This is a genomic window from Vibrio sp. ZF57, from assembly GCF_001691235.1.
GTDB lineage: Bacteria > Pseudomonadota > Gammaproteobacteria > Enterobacterales > Vibrionaceae > Vibrio > Vibrio crassostreae_C.
Map to the genome: position 1 here is coordinate 31,487 of NZ_MAKD01000066.1, position 16,900 is coordinate 48,386.

At 44.7% G+C, this 16,900-nt stretch carries 15 protein-coding genes and 1 other RNA gene; 7 read left to right on the forward strand and 9 right to left on the reverse strand.

Going from position 1 to position 16,900, the window contains the following annotated elements; translation table 11 throughout:
• Positions 1-3 precede the first annotated feature (3 nt).
• Entirely contained in the window at positions 4-1,182 is a 1,179-nt protein-coding gene (ubiH, locus tag A6D97_RS07340; RefSeq protein ID WP_017059054.1) for a 2-octaprenyl-6-methoxyphenyl hydroxylase, read from the reverse strand.
• A gap of 24 nt (positions 1,183-1,206) precedes the next feature.
• Complete coding sequence (locus A6D97_RS07345; protein ID WP_017070457.1) at positions 1,207-1,782, reverse strand: YecA family protein; 576 nt, start codon at positions 1,780-1,782, stop codon at positions 1,207-1,209.
• A gap of 308 nt (positions 1,783-2,090) precedes the next feature.
• Here A6D97_RS07345 and zapA point away from each other — a divergent pair, with 308 nt between their 5' ends.
• The 5 genes from zapA (at position 2,091) to serA (ending at position 5,472) form a co-directional block, all read left to right on the forward strand.
• Positions 2,091-2,399, forward strand: coding sequence for a cell division protein ZapA (gene zapA, locus A6D97_RS07350; RefSeq protein WP_004735366.1), 309 nt, complete (start codon positions 2,091-2,093; stop codon positions 2,397-2,399).
• Positions 2,400-2,410: 11 nt separating this feature from the next.
• A non-coding RNA gene (gene ssrS / locus A6D97_RS07355) (6S RNA) lies at positions 2,411-2,594 on the forward strand.
• A gap of 6 nt (positions 2,595-2,600) precedes the next feature.
• Positions 2,601-3,200, forward strand: coding sequence for a 5-formyltetrahydrofolate cyclo-ligase (locus A6D97_RS07360; protein ID WP_065584112.1), 600 nt, complete (start codon positions 2,601-2,603; stop codon positions 3,198-3,200).
• A gap of 124 nt (positions 3,201-3,324) precedes the next feature.
• Positions 3,325-3,981, forward strand: coding sequence for a ribose-5-phosphate isomerase RpiA (gene rpiA / locus A6D97_RS07365; protein WP_048605825.1), 657 nt, complete (start codon positions 3,325-3,327; stop codon positions 3,979-3,981).
• Between the two features lie 261 nt (positions 3,982-4,242).
• Positions 4,243-5,472, forward strand: a complete 1,230-nt coding sequence (gene serA, locus A6D97_RS07370; RefSeq protein WP_017059058.1) for a phosphoglycerate dehydrogenase — start codon at positions 4,243-4,245, stop codon at positions 5,470-5,472.
• A 112-nt stretch (positions 5,473-5,584) separates the two neighbouring features.
• On the opposite strand, the gene A6D97_RS07375 is transcribed toward serA, so the two are convergent.
• Both A6D97_RS07375 and A6D97_RS07380 read right to left on the reverse strand, forming a co-directional pair.
• Positions 5,585-6,298 (reverse strand): oxidative stress defense protein, encoded by a 714-nt coding sequence (locus A6D97_RS07375; RefSeq protein WP_017059059.1) that lies wholly within the window; start codon positions 6,296-6,298, stop codon positions 5,585-5,587.
• Between the two features lie 111 nt (positions 6,299-6,409).
• Positions 6,410-7,306 carry a LysR family transcriptional regulator ArgP gene (locus A6D97_RS07380; protein WP_017068706.1) on the reverse strand — a complete coding sequence of 299 codons (897 nt, stop codon included), beginning with the start codon at positions 7,304-7,306 and terminating at the stop codon, positions 6,410-6,412.
• Positions 7,307-7,448: 142 nt separating this feature from the next.
• Between A6D97_RS07380 and A6D97_RS07385 the strand changes: the two genes are divergently transcribed.
• The gene (locus A6D97_RS07385; RefSeq protein WP_065584113.1) at positions 7,449-8,078 is read left to right on the forward strand and encodes a LysE/ArgO family amino acid transporter; all 630 of its coding nucleotides are present in this window, start codon (positions 7,449-7,451) and stop codon (positions 8,076-8,078) included.
• Positions 8,079-8,174: 96 nt separating this feature from the next.
• Here A6D97_RS07385 and mscS read toward each other — a convergent pair whose 3' ends face one another.
• The 5 genes from mscS to tkt form a co-directional block, all read right to left on the reverse strand.
• Entirely contained in the window at positions 8,175-9,041 is an 867-nt protein-coding gene (mscS, locus tag A6D97_RS07390; protein ID WP_017063201.1) for a small-conductance mechanosensitive channel MscS, read from the reverse strand.
• A gap of 377 nt (positions 9,042-9,418) precedes the next feature.
• Positions 9,419-10,495: a class II fructose-bisphosphate aldolase gene (gene fbaA, locus A6D97_RS07395; protein WP_010435694.1), complete on the reverse strand. Its 1,077-nt coding sequence runs from the start codon at positions 10,493-10,495 to the stop codon at positions 9,419-9,421.
• Between the two features lie 155 nt (positions 10,496-10,650).
• Positions 10,651-11,814 carry a phosphoglycerate kinase gene (locus A6D97_RS07400; protein ID WP_017059064.1) on the reverse strand — a complete coding sequence of 388 codons (1,164 nt, stop codon included), beginning with the start codon at positions 11,812-11,814 and terminating at the stop codon, positions 10,651-10,653.
• Between the two features lie 166 nt (positions 11,815-11,980).
• Entirely contained in the window at positions 11,981-13,030 is a 1,050-nt protein-coding gene (gene epd / locus A6D97_RS07405) for an erythrose-4-phosphate dehydrogenase (protein WP_065584114.1), read from the reverse strand.
• Positions 13,031-13,241: 211 nt separating this feature from the next.
• A complete protein-coding gene (gene tkt / locus A6D97_RS07410; protein WP_048605833.1) occupies positions 13,242-15,236 on the reverse strand; it encodes a transketolase in 1,995 nt (664 codons plus the stop codon).
• A gap of 357 nt (positions 15,237-15,593) precedes the next feature.
• Between tkt and metK the strand changes: the two genes are divergently transcribed.
• Positions 15,594-16,748, forward strand: coding sequence for a methionine adenosyltransferase (gene metK / locus A6D97_RS07415; RefSeq protein ID WP_017062234.1), 1,155 nt, complete (start codon positions 15,594-15,596; stop codon positions 16,746-16,748).
• Positions 16,749-16,900: the final 152 nt, after the last annotated feature.

Consider the following 16,900-nt stretch of genomic DNA (forward strand, 5'->3'; position numbering starts at 1 on the left):
ACCTTATCTTTCTACTAGGCCAAGCGTATGACGCAAAAGTGGACCTTTAAGTGGTGGAAGGTTATCTATTACGGCTAACCCAAGATTACGCCCAATGCGAGCGGTCATATAATCGTTTGAGAACAGGTGAACTAGGCTTGAAGTCAACGTGATCGTTGCGTCTCGGTCTTGTTCTCTACGCTTTCTAAAGTTAACAAGACCACGGTAACGACCTACATCATCTAACTGGGTACACAACTCTTCTGCCAAGGAAGCCACATCTCGGATGCCTAGGTTAAAGCCTTGCCCCGCAATTGGGTGAAGCGTTTGAGCAGCATTACCAACAATGGCAAATCGATGAGAGATATTTTGCTGTCGGTGACGAAGAATCAGAGGGTAACTCGCGCGCTTGCCGACCTTCTCTAATCGGCCAAGTCGCCAGCCAAAGTCATTCTGCAATTGCTCAAGAAACTCATTGTCGTTTAGCGTCATCACTTTTTGTGCTTGCTCTGGTGTTAAACACCAAACCAGCGATAAACGGTTGTCACTCATCGGTAATAGAGCAACTGGCCCATGATGGGTAAAACGCTCAAATGCGCGACCTTGGTGAGGTTCACTCGCCACAATATTGGCAATCACAGCGACTTGCTCAAAGTCGTGCTCACTCAATGAGATATTGAGCTGTTGGCAACAGGTTGAGATTGCACCGTCAGCAGCAACCAGTAACTTAGTGGTTACTGTTTGCCCACTTGTCAGTTCAATCGTCGTCAACGCTTCTTCACGTTCAACTTTACTAACAGACTCAGGACAAAGCATGGTAATTGCCGCTTCTGATTCAAGTTTCTGCTGATAGATTCGACCCACATCTGCTAACTCGACCACGTAGCCAAGCGCATCTACAGCAAGCTCTTCACTGTAGATGTCTGTCATTCCGGCATGCCCGCGATCCGAAACATGGATATCTTTAATCGGGGTCGCGACCGGAGCGATAGATTGCCATAAGCGCAAAGAATCCAGGATCTGCACCGTGCCATAGGACAAAGCAATCGAACGAGAATCAAACCCAGGGTGAGCTTGATGATCAACCTGATAAGGCTCCACTACCGCAATCGACAGTGAACCTTGGCTTAGGTGATTCAAAGCAAGGGCTAAGGTTGCCCCTGCCATTGCGCCACCAGCAATTACAACATCATACTGAGCCATCATAACCTCAAACCGGCCAACGAATTAATGAATGGTAGGCGCCGCATCTTCAGATGGGCGAGCACCAAATTCAGCATGAATCGTTAGTGCACACGCTTTTACGTGCTCAATAACGTGCTCTAGAAGCTGCGCTTGCTCTTCCAGATCATCTTCTTCGTCAATGCCTAGCTTAGCCATCTCTTCTAGATCAGCTAATGCTTCTTTTGTACTGTCAGACGCTTTGTTCAATTGAGCGCCAACCAAGCCTAAGCCAGAAATAAAGTGGTTAATCCAATCAGACACACCGTCAGCAAGATCAAACAGGCTTGCGCTTGCGTCTTCGTCAGGCAGCAACATAGACAATTCCATACCCGAACCTGTGATTTCACTGGTCGTTACTTTCAGTGTCGCTTCCGCTAGCGTTAATGCGCGATCTGGCCAACCCATGCCTTCATTGGTGTAATCGAAGATCAGTGGTTGCCAGCTTTTATCTGCAAGGCTTAAGCCTCCGCTTAACATACCCGTTAATAAACCGTGCATCTCAGCAGGGGTTACGGCTAGACTTGCCGATTGAAGTTCAGTCGCAACCGTTAGGTAGTCAGGTAAAGTAGTTTCGCTCATCAGATAGCTCGCTCAGTTATTCTTTATATCGATAGTATAATCGTACCACTTCACCCCAATTCTGGTAAGCATCGATCCCCAGCAATTGAAGGATGACTGACTACCAATTGTTCAATTTGCTGAATTACTGTGTGCTCAAGCTCTCATTTACAAACAGTCACTCTGAAAAGCTTGAATCTTAATAGCGGTTTACCTATAGTTTCTCCCTCAGAGGAGATTGCTTCCTCATCGGTACTTGCACTTTTTCTTTCTCAAAAAATGGCGAAGGGCAACAGCCTTAAAATAGCGCGTTAAAGAGTTCATCCATCATGAGTAATCAAGCGGTAGACGTTGAAATATTAGGAAAACTGACTCGAGTGAATTGTCCACCAGGGCAAGAAGAGTCATTGATTGCAGCGGCGGCCGATCTTGATAATCGATTGAAAGAGATGGCTGAACGTACTAAGGTAACCAATGAAGTGAAGCTGCTGACTATCGCAGCTCTGAATATTTGCTACGAATTACAAACCAAGAAGTTTGAAGCAAATGATGAACAAAACGCACTGACCGAGCGAATGGAACAGCTCACGACATCACTTTCAGATGTCCTCAGTAAAGTTAAGCACGGACAGCAATAGCGTACACAAAATTTACCCTGGAGTGTTTGTCAGAGGATTCACGTCCCCGAGCCGATAAGCAATCCCTAAGGGTTAGTACTTGAGTGCTATTGAGCATGCTCGGCCCGACCGAGAAGCCTACGGTAATCATTGCTGATCCGCCTTGAACTCGCTGGTTCAAGGGCCATCTATTCTCAACGGCACTTTGGGGTATCCCTTCTTATGAAGACGCTCACACGCAGCGAATTTCGCAAACAGATCCGTATCAAACGCAATGCCTTATCTGGCGACCAACAAACTCAATCCGGTATCGACTTAGTTAAGCAGTGCATGCAGCTTGATGAAATTCAGTCTGCTCAGCATATTGCCCTCTATATCTCTATCGATGGCGAACTCGATACTCAGCCTTTAATCGAATGGTTATGGGCGCAAGGTAAGCAAACTTATTTACCAGTATTGCACCCCTTCTCTGCCGGGCACCTGCTGTTTTTACACTACTCGCCAACCACACCGACGGTCTTGAATAAGTACGGTATTGTCGAACCTCAGCTCAATCAAATGCTGGTTAAACCTTGTCAGCAACTCGACCTTATTCTTACGCCCCTTGTCGGCTTTGACTCCCATGGCCATCGTTTAGGTATGGGCGGCGGATATTACGATCGCACCTTGGCAAAGTGGTTCGAGACGGGCGAAGGTGCAGCTCCTATTGGTTTGGCTCATGATTGCCAACATGTTGATACGCTACCGATTGAAGAATGGGACATTCCGTTACCTAAAATCGTGACTCCGAGTAAAACTTGGCAATGGGAAAGCAACCATTAAAGCGCTATAATCGCGCCGCAAACGTTAACCTCGATATAGAAACGTTAACTCAATATCTAAACGTTAACTTCATCATTACGCAAACGATCAATTCAAAGCGCAAGACCTTATTCAGGAGAATGGCATGACTCAAGATGAAATGAAAAAAGCAGCTGGCTGGGCAGCACTTCAATATGTTGAAGAAGGCAGCATTGTAGGTGTAGGTACTGGCTCTACAGTAAATCACTTCATCGACGCACTTGGCACAATGAAAGACAAAATCAAAGGTGCGGTTTCAAGCTCTGTAGCCTCTACTGAAAAACTAGAAGCACTAGAAATCAAAGTATTTGAGTGCAACGACGTATTCAAACTAGACATCTATGTTGATGGCGCAGACGAGATTAACGCTTCACGCGATATGATCAAAGGCGGCGGCGCTGCTTTGACTCGTGAAAAAATCGTAGCGGCTATCTCTGATAAGTTTGTGTGTATTGTTGACGGCACTAAAGCAGTTGATGTGTTGGGTAAATTCCCACTGCCTGTTGAAGTAATCCCAATGGCACGTTCATACGTGGCACGTGAGTTGGTTAAGCTTGGTGGTGACCCAGTTTACCGCGAAGGCTGCACAACCGATAACGGCAACGTGATCCTAGATGTGTACGGCATGGCGATCGAAAACCCGAAACAACTAGAAGATATCATCAATGGTATAGCTGGTGTGGTGACGGTTGGTCTGTTCGCTCACCGTGGTGCTGATGTGGTTATCACCGGCACGCCTGAAGGTGCAAAAATCGAAGAATAAATAATAGAAGATTGAGTTTTTCTGTTACTTCATTACATACGGTGCCCTAGGGCGCCGTTTTTTTTGCTTTATTGCTGTAAAATTATGTCTTATTCCGTAATTTTCTTACCCAAAACATTTTTTTTTTGTTACTTTATTGTTCAGAAGACGCACAGAGAAAACGTTTGTCTCCTAACAAAGTGGTGAATTTGTTCCCCTTTCAGCCATTTTGTAGCACGTGCGCCGCATTTGCCCAACCTTTCCATTTTAAGGACGAGAACAATGGCCAAAGTTTCACTGGAAAAAGAAAAAATTAAAATTCTACTTCTAGAAGGTCTTCACCCTTCTTCTGTAGAAGTACTGCAAGCCGCTGGTTACACAAACATTGAGTACCACAAAGGCTCGCTACCGGAAGATGAACTTCTTGAAGCAGTAAAAGATGCTCATTTCATTGGTATTCGTTCTCGCACTAATATCTCCCAAGAAGTTATTGATGCAGCTGAAAAGCTGGTTGCCGTCGGTTGTTTCTGTATTGGTACTAACCAAGTCAACCTTCAAGCAGCAGCAAAACGCGGTATCCCTGTGTTCAACGCACCGTTCTCAAACACTCGAAGCGTTGCTGAGCTCGTTCTTGGTCAGGTTCTATTGCTACTACGTGGCATTCCAGAAAAGAACGCGCTTGCACACCGTGGCATCTGGAAAAAGAGTGCCGACAACTCTTACGAAGCCCGTGGTAAGCGTTTAGGTATTATTGGCTACGGTCACATCGGTACTCAACTGGGTATTATTGCTGAAAACCTTGGCATGCGTGTTTACTTCTACGACATTGAAAACAAACTGTCTCTGGGTAACGCAACGCAAGTTCATACCATGACGGAATTACTGAACAAGTGTGACGTAATCTCTTTGCATGTACCTGAAACCAACGAAACAAAAGACATGATGGGTAAAGAAGAGTTCGAGCGCATGAAGCCTGGTTCTATCTTTATCAACGCAGCTCGTGGCACGGTAGTCGATATTCCTGCTCTGTGTGGCGCTCTGGAGTCTGGACACCTTGCAGGTGCGGCTATTGATGTTTTCCCAACAGAACCAAAAACCAATGCAGACCCGTTTGAGTCTCCATTAATGCAGTTCGATAACGTGATCCTAACGCCTCACGTGGGTGGTTCAACTCAAGAAGCACAAGAGAACATTGGTGTTGAAGTTGCTGGTAAGCTAGCGAAATACTCTGATAACGGCTCTACGCTATCAAGTGTTAACTTCCCTGAGGTATCACTACCACTGCATACTGGAACGTCTCGTTTATTACACATTCACGAAAACCGCCCAGGCATCCTAACTCAGATCAACACCATCTTCGCTGAGGAAGGGATCAACATCGCGGGTCAATACCTACAGACTGCGGCTGATATGGGTTATGTCGTTATCGATGTAGAAGCCGATCGCTCTGAAGAAGCACTGCTTAAACTGAAAGAGATCGAAGGCACAATCCGTGCTCGTCTTCTTCACTAATCATCGCACTCAAAATGCATAAAAAAGGCTCTCACCATGAGAGCCTTTTTAGCATTTGGCCTATCGTAGGTAATTAGGTCGTCATGATCCAAAACCTTCTATAGCACTGTCATTACTCTTCGATCTGGTAGATCACATTCACGCGATCACGAATGGTGATCGTTGAGTCTTCATAAGAGTTCGATTCTGTTCTTGCATCCATCGCCATTGAACGCATGAGTACTGGCTGAGAAGATTGGGCGTTGTAATCCACGCGCCATACATCACCTAACTCGCGCTCAAAACCACTCGCCAATGATTTAGCTTTTGATGTCGCATCTTTAATGGCTTCTAAGCGCGCTTGCTCTTGATACTTAGCTTGGTCGCGAACTTGCAGTTGGATGTTGTCGATCTGATTAATGCCTTCTCCAATCGCAATATCCATGTACTCATTAAGATTAGCTAGCTCAGTCACTTGAACGGTCACATTACGTGAGGCGCGGTAGCCAACCAGTTCCGGTTTGCCATCTTTCGGGTAATGATATTGAGGAGATAAATACAGGTTAGAGCTGTGTACACTCGCCTCATCAACACCAGCTTGATGTAGCTTGTTTAGAAAGCCTGTCACGACTTTATCAACGGTATTTTTAGCCTGTTCAGCAGTCATCGTCGATTCCACGACTCTCACAGAGAATGTCGCCATATCAGGTGTAGCGATCACTTCACCATAGCCTGTCGTTGAAATATGAGGAAAGGATGGAGAGTCAGCCAATGATGGAAAACTCACAGCACTCAACGCCGCAGTAAGAGTAAGAGACGTTGCTAACATCTTTGGTACAAGCTTCATTAGGTATGACCTATGCTAAACAAATGTCCTTTCATCATAGAGCAATTTATCGTTTAGCCAATCCAGAGCACACACTTCTAACAGAACTTTGACGCTGAAAAAACCAACAGTTTACTGAGGTAAGTGATTGTGAGCAAAACTCAATATTGCTTGGGATACCTCTTTTAATACTCCGCTCTCAAGCTGCCAATGGTGCCAATAGATGCGATAAGAGAGCAGAAAGCCAGGGGTAATATCAATCAGAGCACCAGACTCGAGCTCATCGATAATCTGTAATCGGGGGATCAAGCAATAGGCTACACCCGATAATGCCAAGCGCACAAATGCTTCTGAACTGCCGACTGTATGATTGATCACACTGTCTCTCGGGACGTTAAAATGATCATGCAGAAACTTCTTATGCAGATCATCGTATTGATCATAGGAAACCGCAGGTGCTTTGCTTAAGGTGGCGTAGTTTACGCCCTCTGCAAAGTAACGCTGATGAAAGTCAGGGCTAGCCACGCACACATAATCCATCCTACCGAGATAGTCAGCACTGCAGCCAGGAATCGCTTGAGACTCCAAACTGATTGCACCGGCCACCTCGCCACTTTTAATCTTTTCAATGGTTCTCGACTCACCATGAATCGCGAGGTTCAACTCGACTTGGCGAGACTTAATCACATCCGACAAAGCTGGTAGCAACCATGTCGCCAAACTATCAGCGTTGGTGGCTATGGATATCGATAGTGGTTGATTACCCTCTTCATTCATCAACTCAGGCACAAGCTCGTGCTCTAACAAACGAACACGGCGATATAAGCCCAGTAGTTTTTTACCCGCAGGCGTTGGCCTAGGCGGGCTTTCTCTCACCAAGGCTGGCTGAGCCAACCACTTTTCCAGCTGTTTGATGCGTTGAGATACCGCCGACTGGGAGATATATAACTGCTCAGCAGCCCTTTCGAAGCTACGTTGTTTTACTACAGCATCCAGTGCTTCAATCCATTTATAATCCAATCCGCGCATCAATTTGCTTCCTTTTTAAGCTAACTCACCACCACATTAGCAACTCTAATAATGGATTAAAATCATTAATTATACTTATTTAAAGGGTCAGAGTATCTTCGCCATATAGCACGTAAATATCGTTAAATAAGTGGAGGTTAAAATGAGTTTTTGGGCTTTATTACAAGGTTTTGGTCTAGGGGCAAGTATGATTATCCCTATTGGCGCTCAGAATGCGTACGTCCTAAATCAAGGGATAAAACGCAATCATCATTTAACGACAGCAACGATTTGTAGCCTGCTCGATACTCTGTTTATCTCATTAGGCATTTTTGGCGGCGGAGCGATCTTGTCGCAAAATGAATTACTGCTTACCTCAGTGACACTAGGTGGCATCGCTTTTCTGACTGTGTATGGTTTGCTCTCACTACGCAGTGCATTCAAAGTGCGCACCAGTGATGAGTCGAAAGGTGAGATATTAGCGCGTGGCAAGCGCACCGTTATTTTAGGGGCATTGGCAGTAACAGTATTAAACCCACATCTCTATTTGGATACCGTGGTAATTCTTGGATCCATTGGTGGGCAATTTGAAGGCAACGACAGAATTGCATTTGCTATGGGGACTATATTAGCTTCGTTCGTCTGGTTCTATTCTTTGTCATTAGGCGCTGCAAAACTAGGCCCGACGCTATCTAAACCTAAGGTTAAGAAAGGCATTGATATCGCAGTCGCAACCATGATGTTCGCCATAGCAACAGTGCTTACCGATGGACTTATTGAGCAATACTGGTAAATCTATTTAGCTTCATGAAACCAACAAAAAAGGCGGATAACCTAAGTTATCCGCCTTTCCTTATAAAAGCTTATAGTTATAAAAACTAACTAGGAATTAAGCTTCTACTTTATTCATGTGTACATCCATTTGCGGGAATGGAATTTCGATACCCTCGTTATCCAAGCCTTCTTTGATTGCTTGCATCAGGTCGAAATAAACATTCCAGTAGTCAGCAGTGCTAACCCATGGACGAACAACGAAGTTAACTGAAGAATCAGCAAGCGTATGAACACCAACTTGAACGCCAGGTTCTTTCAGTACACGCTCATCAGATTCACAGATCTTAGTCAGTAGCGCTTTTGTCTTCTGAAGATCAGCGTTGTAAGAAACACCAATCATTAGATCAATACGGCGCGTCGCATGACGAGAATAGTTTGTGATTGGGCTGCCGATAACGCTACCGTTAGGTACTACAACCATTTTGTTGTCTGGCGTTGTTAGAACCGTTTGGAAGATTTGAATAGAATCAACTGAACCTGCCACACCACCAATTTCCACATAGTCACCAGACTTAAATGGACGGAATGCAACGATAAGTACACCAGCAGCAAAGTTAGATAGTGAGCCTTGTAGTGCAAGACCAACGGCTAAACCAGCCGCACCAATAACAGCAACTACAGATGCCGTTTGAACACCTAAACGACCAAGTGCAGCAATTAAAACAATCACAAACAACAAGTAACGAACTAAACCATGGACGAACTCCACAACTGCTCGGTCCATTTTCTTCTTCTGAAGAACCTTAGACACGCTATTCGCTACTGCTTTAACAATAAGGTTACCAATAAATAGAATTATCAGTGCTGAAATGATATTTACGCCATATTGGATAAATAAATCTGAATTATTTGTTAACCACTGCTCTGCTTGAGACAAACCATCCACAAGTGGAGTCTCAATCGCTGTCGAACTATCAGCCATAATGTGCATCCTCTATATAATATGCTATGGGCTAAACTGCCTTAAGCCTCATTTACTCTGCAATATAATAAACAGTGTAATTACCGTTAAGTCATTGTGTTAAAAGTAAATTAAAGCCAAGTCCTTTTTATAAACTGAACCAAGTTCAGTTTTTCGGCACGATATCCTATCTTTGACAGATTGCAAAGTCATATTTATGTAAGCTTTTGAATTATTAAAACTTACCGATAAACACAAATACCGATAACTAAAAGACTACGAAATTTATTCACCGCACGCTAGGTTTTTCACATATTTAGTACAAGTTTTTATCAGATATAAAAAAACCCGCTCAATGAGCGGGTTTTTAAAACTTAAAGAGTACTTAATTCAAAGAATTATAGTACGTCTACAGCGTTAAGGTCAGCAAATGCTTTCTCTAGACGAGCAACCATTGAAGCTTGACCAGCACGTAGCCATACGCGTGGATCGTAGTACTTCTTGTTTGGAGCAGCTTCGCCAGTTGGGTTGCCGATTTGACCTTGTAGGAAATCGAAGTTGTCAGCAGAGTACTGACGGATACCGTCCCAAGTTGCCCACTGTGTATCAGTATCGATGTTCATTTTGATAACACCGTAGCCGATAGACTCTTGGATTTCTGCTTCAGAAGAACCAGAACCACCGTGGAATACGAAGTTTAGAGCGTTAGGTGCGATACCGAACTTCTCTGCACAGTATGCTTGAGAGTCACGTAGGATAGTTGGAGTAAGTACAACGTTACCAGCTTGGTAAACACCGTGTACGTTACCGAAAGATGCAGCGATAGTGAAACGTGGGCTAACAGCCATTAGTTTCTCGTAAGCGTATGCTACGTCTTCTGGAGAAGTGTAAAGCTCAGATGCGTCCATATCAGAGTTATCAACGCCGTCTTCTTCACCACCAGTACAACCAAGTTCGATCTCGATTGTCATGTTCATTTTAGCCATGCGCTCTAGGTACTTAGCACATGTTTCGATGTTCTCTTCTAGAGACTCTTCAGAAAGGTCTAGCATGTGAGAAGAGAATAGAGGCTTACCAGTTTGTGCGAAGAACTCTTCACCAGCGTCTAGTAGACCGTCGATCCATGGAAGAAGTTTCTTAGCAGCGTGGTCAGTGTGCAGGATAACTGGAACACCGTAAGCTTCAGCTACAGCGTGTACGTATTTTGCACCAGCTACAGCGCCAAGAACTTGTGCGCCTTGACCTTCAAGTTTAACGCCTTTACCTGCGAAGAATGCAGCGCCGCCGTTAGAGAACTGAACAACTACTGGAGCTTTAACTTTAGCAGCTGCTTCTAGTACTGCGTTTACAGAGTCAGTACCAACAACGTTTACAGCAGGAAGAGCAAATTTGTTTTCTTTTGCTACTTCAAATACTTTCTGTACGTCATCGCCAGAAATCACACCAGGTTTTACAAAATCGAAGATCTTAGACATGGAAATAGTCCTATTTATTCTATCGTTTTAAGATTAAAAAACTTAAGTTTAAAAACTTGCAATCGTTTGCTCACAACTTATGCCATTCTAGCAAAAAAGTGTGATATGCAGCAAACGTTAAAAGGCGAGATTCACATCTCGCCTTTCTAAATCAATTATGCTTTAGCACGCTCTTCAAGCATTGCTACTGCAGGAAGTACTTTACCTTCAACGAATTCAAGGAAAGCGCCACCGCCAGTAGAGATGTAAGAAACGTCAGCTTTGATACCGAACTTATCGATAGCTGCTAGCGTGTCACCACCACCTGCTACAGAGAAACCTGCAGACTCAGCGATTGCTTTAGAGATACCAGCTGTACCCGCTTCGAAGTTCTTGAATTCGAATACGCCTACAGGGCCGTTCCAAAGGATTGTTTTCGCGTTGCCGATGATTTCAGCTAGTGCCGCAGTTGAATCTGGACCAAGGTCGAAGATCATGTCGTCGTCTTGAACTTCAGAAACGTGCTTGATTTCAGCTTCTGCGTTTTCGTCGAATGCTTTAGCACATGCAACGTCAGTTGCTACTGGGATAGCACACTCTTTCATTAGCTTTTGAGCCGTTTCAACTAGGTCAGCTTCGTATAGAGACTTACCTACGTTGTGGCCTTCAGCAGCGATGAATGTGTTCGCGATACCACCACCAACAACAAGCTGGTCAGCAATTTTAGAAAGAGATTCTAGAACTGTTAGTTTAGTAGAAACCTTAGAACCACCAACGATAGCCACTAGTGGGCGAGCTGGGTTGTCCATTGCTTTACCAAGCGCTTCAAGCTCAGCAGCTAGAAGAGGGCCAGCACATGCTACAGGAGCGTAAGTACCAACACCGTGTGTAGAAGCTTGAGCACGGTGAGCTGTACCGAATGCATCCATTACGAAAATGTCACATAGTGCAGCGTATTGCTTAGAAAGCGCTTCTTCGTTCTTCTTTTCGCCTTTGTTAAAGCGAACGTTTTCAAGAACAACAAGTTCACCAGCGTTTAGCTCTAGGCCGTTTACGTAATCTTTAGCTAGTTTAACTTCGCAGTCTAGTGCGTCGTTTAGGTAGTTAACTACAGGAGCTAGAGAGAACTCTTCGTTGTATTCGCCTTCAGTAGGACGACCAAGGTGAGAAGTAACCATTACCTTTGCGCCAGCTTCTAGGCAAAGTTTGATAGTTGGAAGAGATGCAAGGATACGTGCATCTGAAGTTACTTTACCGTCTTTTACTGGTACGTTTAGGTCAGCACGGATAAATACGCGTTTACCTGCAAGTTCCAGGTCAGTCATCTTGATCACAGACATGATTTGTCCTCTCAAATTTAAATAAATATAAAGTTTTGGAAACTCAGCAACCCTGCTAAGCCTATAAATTATTCAACTGGTAATTCTTTCACTACCAATAATATGTGGACTCTTAGTATTTATTTCAAGATAAAAAATAAATAATCCGCACATTTGCTTCTAGGTCTTACTTCTTGCCTTCAGAAGCTTGCATTGCAAGAACCGTATCCAGCATTCGGTTCGCAAAGCCCCATTCATTGTCACACCACACTAGCATTTTAACTAAGTGGCCGTTGCTCACTCGAGTTTGTGAACCATCAACGATTGCGCTATGGGGATCGTGATTAAAGTCGATGGAAACGAGCGGCGCTTCAGTATAGTCAACTATATTATGTAATGTACACTGGGATGCATTAACAATGGTTTGATTTACGTCATTAACTTTCACATTTGCATTAATTGTGACACTTAAATCCATCGCTGTTACGTTTACCGTCGGCACACGCACAGATATAGCTTCAAATTTGTTGGAAAATTTCGGGAAGATTCTTTCAATACCTTTATGCAACTTGGTATCGACAGGAATGATCGATTGGCTTGCCGCTCGAGTACGACGCAAATCGCTGTGGTACGCATCGATAACTTGTTGATCATTCATTGAAGAGTGAATAGTTGTAATAGTACCGGACTCAATGCCAAAGGAGTCATCAAGAACCTTAATGATAGGAACAATACAGTTGGTGGTGCATGAACCATTGGAAACGATTCGGTGGCCCGCTTCAATGGTATCGTGATTCACACCATAGATAATGGTGTTATCGAGGTCATTGGCACCAGGGTGAGAAAACAGTACCTTTTTTGCCCCAGCAGCAATGTGCGCTAGGCCGTCATCTCGGCAACCATAAACACCGGTACAGTCGAGAACAATATCCACTTCTAGGTCACGCCAAGGCAACAGCTCAATATCAGCAAGATGTAAGATACGAATGGTATCGAACTCACCTTTATCTTCCGCACCAATGCCGTGATGGACATAGATGTGCTCTTGATCGTTGGAGATTTTCTTGCCGAAGCGGCCGTGACTAGTGTCGTACTGCAATAGATGAGCCATAGCGTCAGGCTGAGCAAGCTCATTAACAGCTACTACTTTGATTTGTTGGCTTTTGCCACTTTCATAGACAGCGCGTAATACATTACGCCCTATTCTTCCAAATCCGTTTATCGCGACTTTTAGCATATTTCCGTACATCTAACCAAAATTTCGTGCAACAGATGATAACTGAATCCTACCCAAAAGGCATTACTTGAATAACCCCGTTTAGTTAGGACAGGTTAATCTGTTGCTTGTAGAGATAAGCCTAGAAGAAACAAATCCCAGATACAAAAAACCGAGCTCAGCGCTCGGTTTTTCCTTCATTTAACTGTTAGCACAGGCCATCAGTCAATGATTAAGCAAGAAGCTCTTTCGCTGTGTTTACTACGTTTTCAGTAGTGAAACCGAACATCTTGAATAGCTCACCTGCTGGTGCAGATTCGCCGAACGTTGTCATACCGATGATCTTGCCACCGAAGCCAACGTATTTGTACCAGAAGTCAGCGATGCCAGCTTCTACTGCGATACGCGCTGTAACATCAGATGGAAGTACAGACTCACGGTATTCAGCGTCTTGCTTGTCGAATGCGTCAGTTGCAGGCATAGATACTACGCGTACAGCTTTACCTTCAGCGGTTAGTTGTGCAGCAGCTTCAACTGCAAGCTCAACTTCAGAACCAGTTGCAATGATGATTAGCTCTGGCTTGCCTTCACAATCTTTCAGGATGTAACCACCCTTAGCGATGTTAGCAACTTGCTCAGCATTACGATCTTGTTGTGCAAGGTTTTGACGAGAGAAGATTAGAGATGAAGGACCATCTTTACGCTCAATAGCCAGTTTCCAAGCCACTGCAGATTCAACTTGGTCACATGGACGCCATGTGCTCATGTTTGGAGTCAGACGTAGAGAAGCGATCTGCTCAACCGGTTGGTGAGTAGGGCCATCTTCGCCTAAGCCGATAGAATCGTGCGTGTAAACTTGGATGTTCTGAACTTTCATCAGAGCAGCCATACGCATTGCGTTACGCGCGTATTCCATGAACATTAGGAACGTTGCGCCGTATGGCACGAAACCACCGTGCAGAGCGATACCGTTCATGATAGCCGTCATACCGAATTCACGTACACCGTAATGGATGTAGTTACCAGAAAAGTCAGTTGCTTCAAGAGACTTAGAACCAGACCACATAGTCAGGTTAGAAGGCGCAAGGTCAGCAGAGCCGCCCATGAATTCTGGAAGCATTTGACCAAACGCTTCTAGTGCGTTTTGAGATGCTTTACGTGAAGCGATGTTTGCTGGGTTAGCTTGAAGATCAGCAATGATTGCGTTTGCTTTCTCTTCCCACTCAGCGGGTAGCTCGCCGTTAGTACGACGTTTGAATTCAGCTGCTAGCTCTGGGTAAGCCGCTGCGTATGCGTCAAACTTCGCGTTCCACGCTGCTTCTTTCGCTGCGCCTGCTTCTTTCGCATTCCACTCAGCTGCGATATCTGCTGGGATTTCGAAAGGACCGTGTTCCCAACCCAATGCTGCTTTAGTTGCTGTGATTTCATCAGCGCCTAGTGGAGCACCGTGACAGTCATGCGTACCCGCTTTGTTTGGAGAACCAAAACCGATGATAGTTTTAGTACAGATAAGCGTTGGACGAGGATCCGCTTTAGCCGCTTCAATCGCTGCGTTGATAGCATCAGAGTCGTGACCATCTACTGCTGGGATTACGTGCCAACCGTATGCTTCAAAACGCTTAGGTGTATCGTCAGAGAACCAACCTTCAACTTCACCATCGATAGAGATGCCGTTGTCATCCCAGAAAGCAACCAGCTTACCAAGACCAAGCGTACCTGCTAGAGAACATGCTTCGTGAGAGATACCTTCCATCAGACAGCCATCACCCATGAATGCATAAGTGTAGTGGTCTACGATGTCGTGGCCTTCTTTGTTGAACTGTGCCGCCAGTGCTTTCTCAGCCATTGCCATACCAACAGCGTTAGTGATGCCTTGACCTAGAGGACCAGTCGTTGTTTCGATACCAGGAGCGTAACCGTACTCAGGGTGACCTGGAGTCTTAGAGTGCAGTTGACGGAAGTTTTTAAGATCTTCAATTGAAAGCTCGTAACCTGCTAGGTGAAGCAGAGAGTAAATCAGCATTGAGCCGTGGCCGTTAGATAGGATAAAACGGTCGCGGTCAGCCCATTCTGGGTTTGCTGGGTTGTGGTTCAAGTGGCCACGCCAAAGAACCTCAGCGATGTCAGCCATGCCCATAGGTGCGCCTGGGTGGCCTGAATTTGCTTGTTGAACACCGTCCATGCTAAGTGCGCGGATTGCATTGGCTAGATCTTTACGAGAAGGCATGTCTGCTCCTGGATACATAAGCGATTTAAAAAAGAGATAATTGCTAAAGTTTTCATTTTTATTAGCGCGGGTATTCTCTCAAACGACTATTGCGACTGCAAACGTTTTACTGGCATTTTAACGGTCATTTTTCGCAATTTTCGAACATTTACATCACTTGGCAGTGGCTTATCTCGATCGATACGCAAACGATTAGTTATGACATATCATAAAAAAGAGCTTGTAATTCGACCGCTGGAATTTAGAATAGCCGTCTAGATGTAGAAACACCTACAAAATATACTGTATTTAATGGCGGCGCTTCCTAGCTTGCGACGCCATAAACTATTTACACCAAAAACTAAAAGTGGAGCTCTCATGGCTAAGCACCTATTCACTTCTGAATCTGTTTCAGAAGGCCATCCAGATAAAATTGCAGACCAAATCTCTGATGCTGTTCTTGATGCCATCTTGGAACAAGATCCAAAAGCACGTGTTGCTTGTGAGACTTACGTTAAAACCGGCATGGTTATGGTTGGCGGTGAAGTAACAACGTCTGCATGGGTTGATATCGAAGAAATCACTCGTGAAACAGTACGTGAAATTGGTTACGTTCATTCTGACATGGGCTTTGACGCTGACTCTTGTGCTGTTTTAAACACAATTGGTAAGCAGTCTCCAGACATCAACCAAGGTGTTGATAAAGAAGACCCTAAAGAGCAAGGCGCAGGCGACCAAGGCATCATGTTTGGTTACGCGACTAACGAAACTCCTATCCTAATGCCAGCTCCAATTACTTACTCTCACCTTCTTGTTAAGAAGCAAGCTGAAGTACGTAAGAGCGGTAAGCTTGACTTCCTTCGCCCAGATGCGAAATCTCAAGTTACGTTCCAATACGACCAAGGTAAAATCGTTGGTATCGACGCTGTTGTTCTTTCGACTCAACACTGTGATTCAGTAACAACGCCTGACCTACGCGAAGCAGTAATGGAAGAAATCATCAAGCCAGTACTTCCTGCTGAGTGGATCAACAAAGATACTAACTTCTTCATCAACCCAACAGGCCGTTTCGTAATCGGTGGCCCAATGGGTGACTGTGGTTTAACTGGTCGTAAGATCATCGTTGATACCTACGGCGGCGCAGCTCGTCACGGTGGCGGTGCATTCTCAGGTAAAGATCCATCAAAAGTTGACCGTTCTGCAGCTTACGCAGCACGTTACGTTGCGAAAAACATCGTTGCTGCTGGTATGGCTGACCGTTGTGAGATTCAACTGTCTTACGCTATCGGTGTTGCTGATCCAACATCTATCATGGTTGAAACGTTCGGTACTGAGAAAGTAGCACACGAAATCATCATTGAAGCTGTTCGTCAAAACTTCGACCTACGTCCATACGGCCTTCAAGAGATGCTGAACCTTCTTCAGCCTATCTACAAGCAAACTGCTGCATACGGTCACTTCGGTCGTGAAGAGTTCCCTTGGGAAGCGACTGACAAAGCAGCAATCCTTGCGGACTTCGCTGGCCTAAAATAATTTAGCCACTGCGATGTGTTCCTTTAAAGCCCTTACTGCTTAGTAAGGGCTTTATTTTTATGTACTTACCGAACTTTCACTCACAATACCCTTCCCTAACGCCCTTCTTTACCGTTAACCACTTAGTATAAAAAGCCGCTGATAATTTGTGT

What these genes read in the sequence shown, in the direction of transcription:
- ubiH (WP_017059054.1), bottom strand. Translation starts at nt 1,182, where the DNA reads ATGGCTCAGTATGATGTTGTAATTGCTGGTGGCGCAATGGCAGGGGCA.
- A6D97_RS07345 (WP_017070457.1), bottom strand. Translation starts at nt 1,782, where the DNA reads ATGAGCGAAACTACTTTACCTGACTACCTAACGGTTGCGACTGAACTT.
- zapA (WP_004735366.1), top strand. Translation starts at nt 2,091, where the DNA reads ATGAGTAATCAAGCGGTAGACGTTGAAATATTAGGAAAACTGACTCGA.
- A6D97_RS07360 (WP_065584112.1), top strand. Translation starts at nt 2,601, where the DNA reads ATGAAGACGCTCACACGCAGCGAATTTCGCAAACAGATCCGTATCAAA.
- rpiA (WP_048605825.1), top strand. Translation starts at nt 3,325, where the DNA reads ATGACTCAAGATGAAATGAAAAAAGCAGCTGGCTGGGCAGCACTTCAA.
- serA (WP_017059058.1), top strand. Translation starts at nt 4,243, where the DNA reads ATGGCCAAAGTTTCACTGGAAAAAGAAAAAATTAAAATTCTACTTCTA.
- A6D97_RS07375 (WP_017059059.1), bottom strand. Translation starts at nt 6,298, where the DNA reads ATGAAGCTTGTACCAAAGATGTTAGCAACGTCTCTTACTCTTACTGCG.
- A6D97_RS07380 (WP_017068706.1), bottom strand. Translation starts at nt 7,306, where the DNA reads ATGCGCGGATTGGATTATAAATGGATTGAAGCACTGGATGCTGTAGTA.
- A6D97_RS07385 (WP_065584113.1), top strand. Translation starts at nt 7,449, where the DNA reads ATGAGTTTTTGGGCTTTATTACAAGGTTTTGGTCTAGGGGCAAGTATG.
- mscS (WP_017063201.1), bottom strand. Translation starts at nt 9,041, where the DNA reads ATGGCTGATAGTTCGACAGCGATTGAGACTCCACTTGTGGATGGTTTG.
- fbaA (WP_010435694.1), bottom strand. Translation starts at nt 10,495, where the DNA reads ATGTCTAAGATCTTCGATTTTGTAAAACCTGGTGTGATTTCTGGCGAT.
- A6D97_RS07400 (WP_017059064.1), bottom strand. Translation starts at nt 11,814, where the DNA reads ATGTCTGTGATCAAGATGACTGACCTGGAACTTGCAGGTAAACGCGTA.
- epd (WP_065584114.1), bottom strand. Translation starts at nt 13,030, where the DNA reads ATGCTAAAAGTCGCGATAAACGGATTTGGAAGAATAGGGCGTAATGTA.
- tkt (WP_048605833.1), bottom strand. Translation starts at nt 15,236, where the DNA reads ATGCCTTCTCGTAAAGATCTAGCCAATGCAATCCGCGCACTTAGCATG.
- metK (WP_017062234.1), top strand. Translation starts at nt 15,594, where the DNA reads ATGGCTAAGCACCTATTCACTTCTGAATCTGTTTCAGAAGGCCATCCA.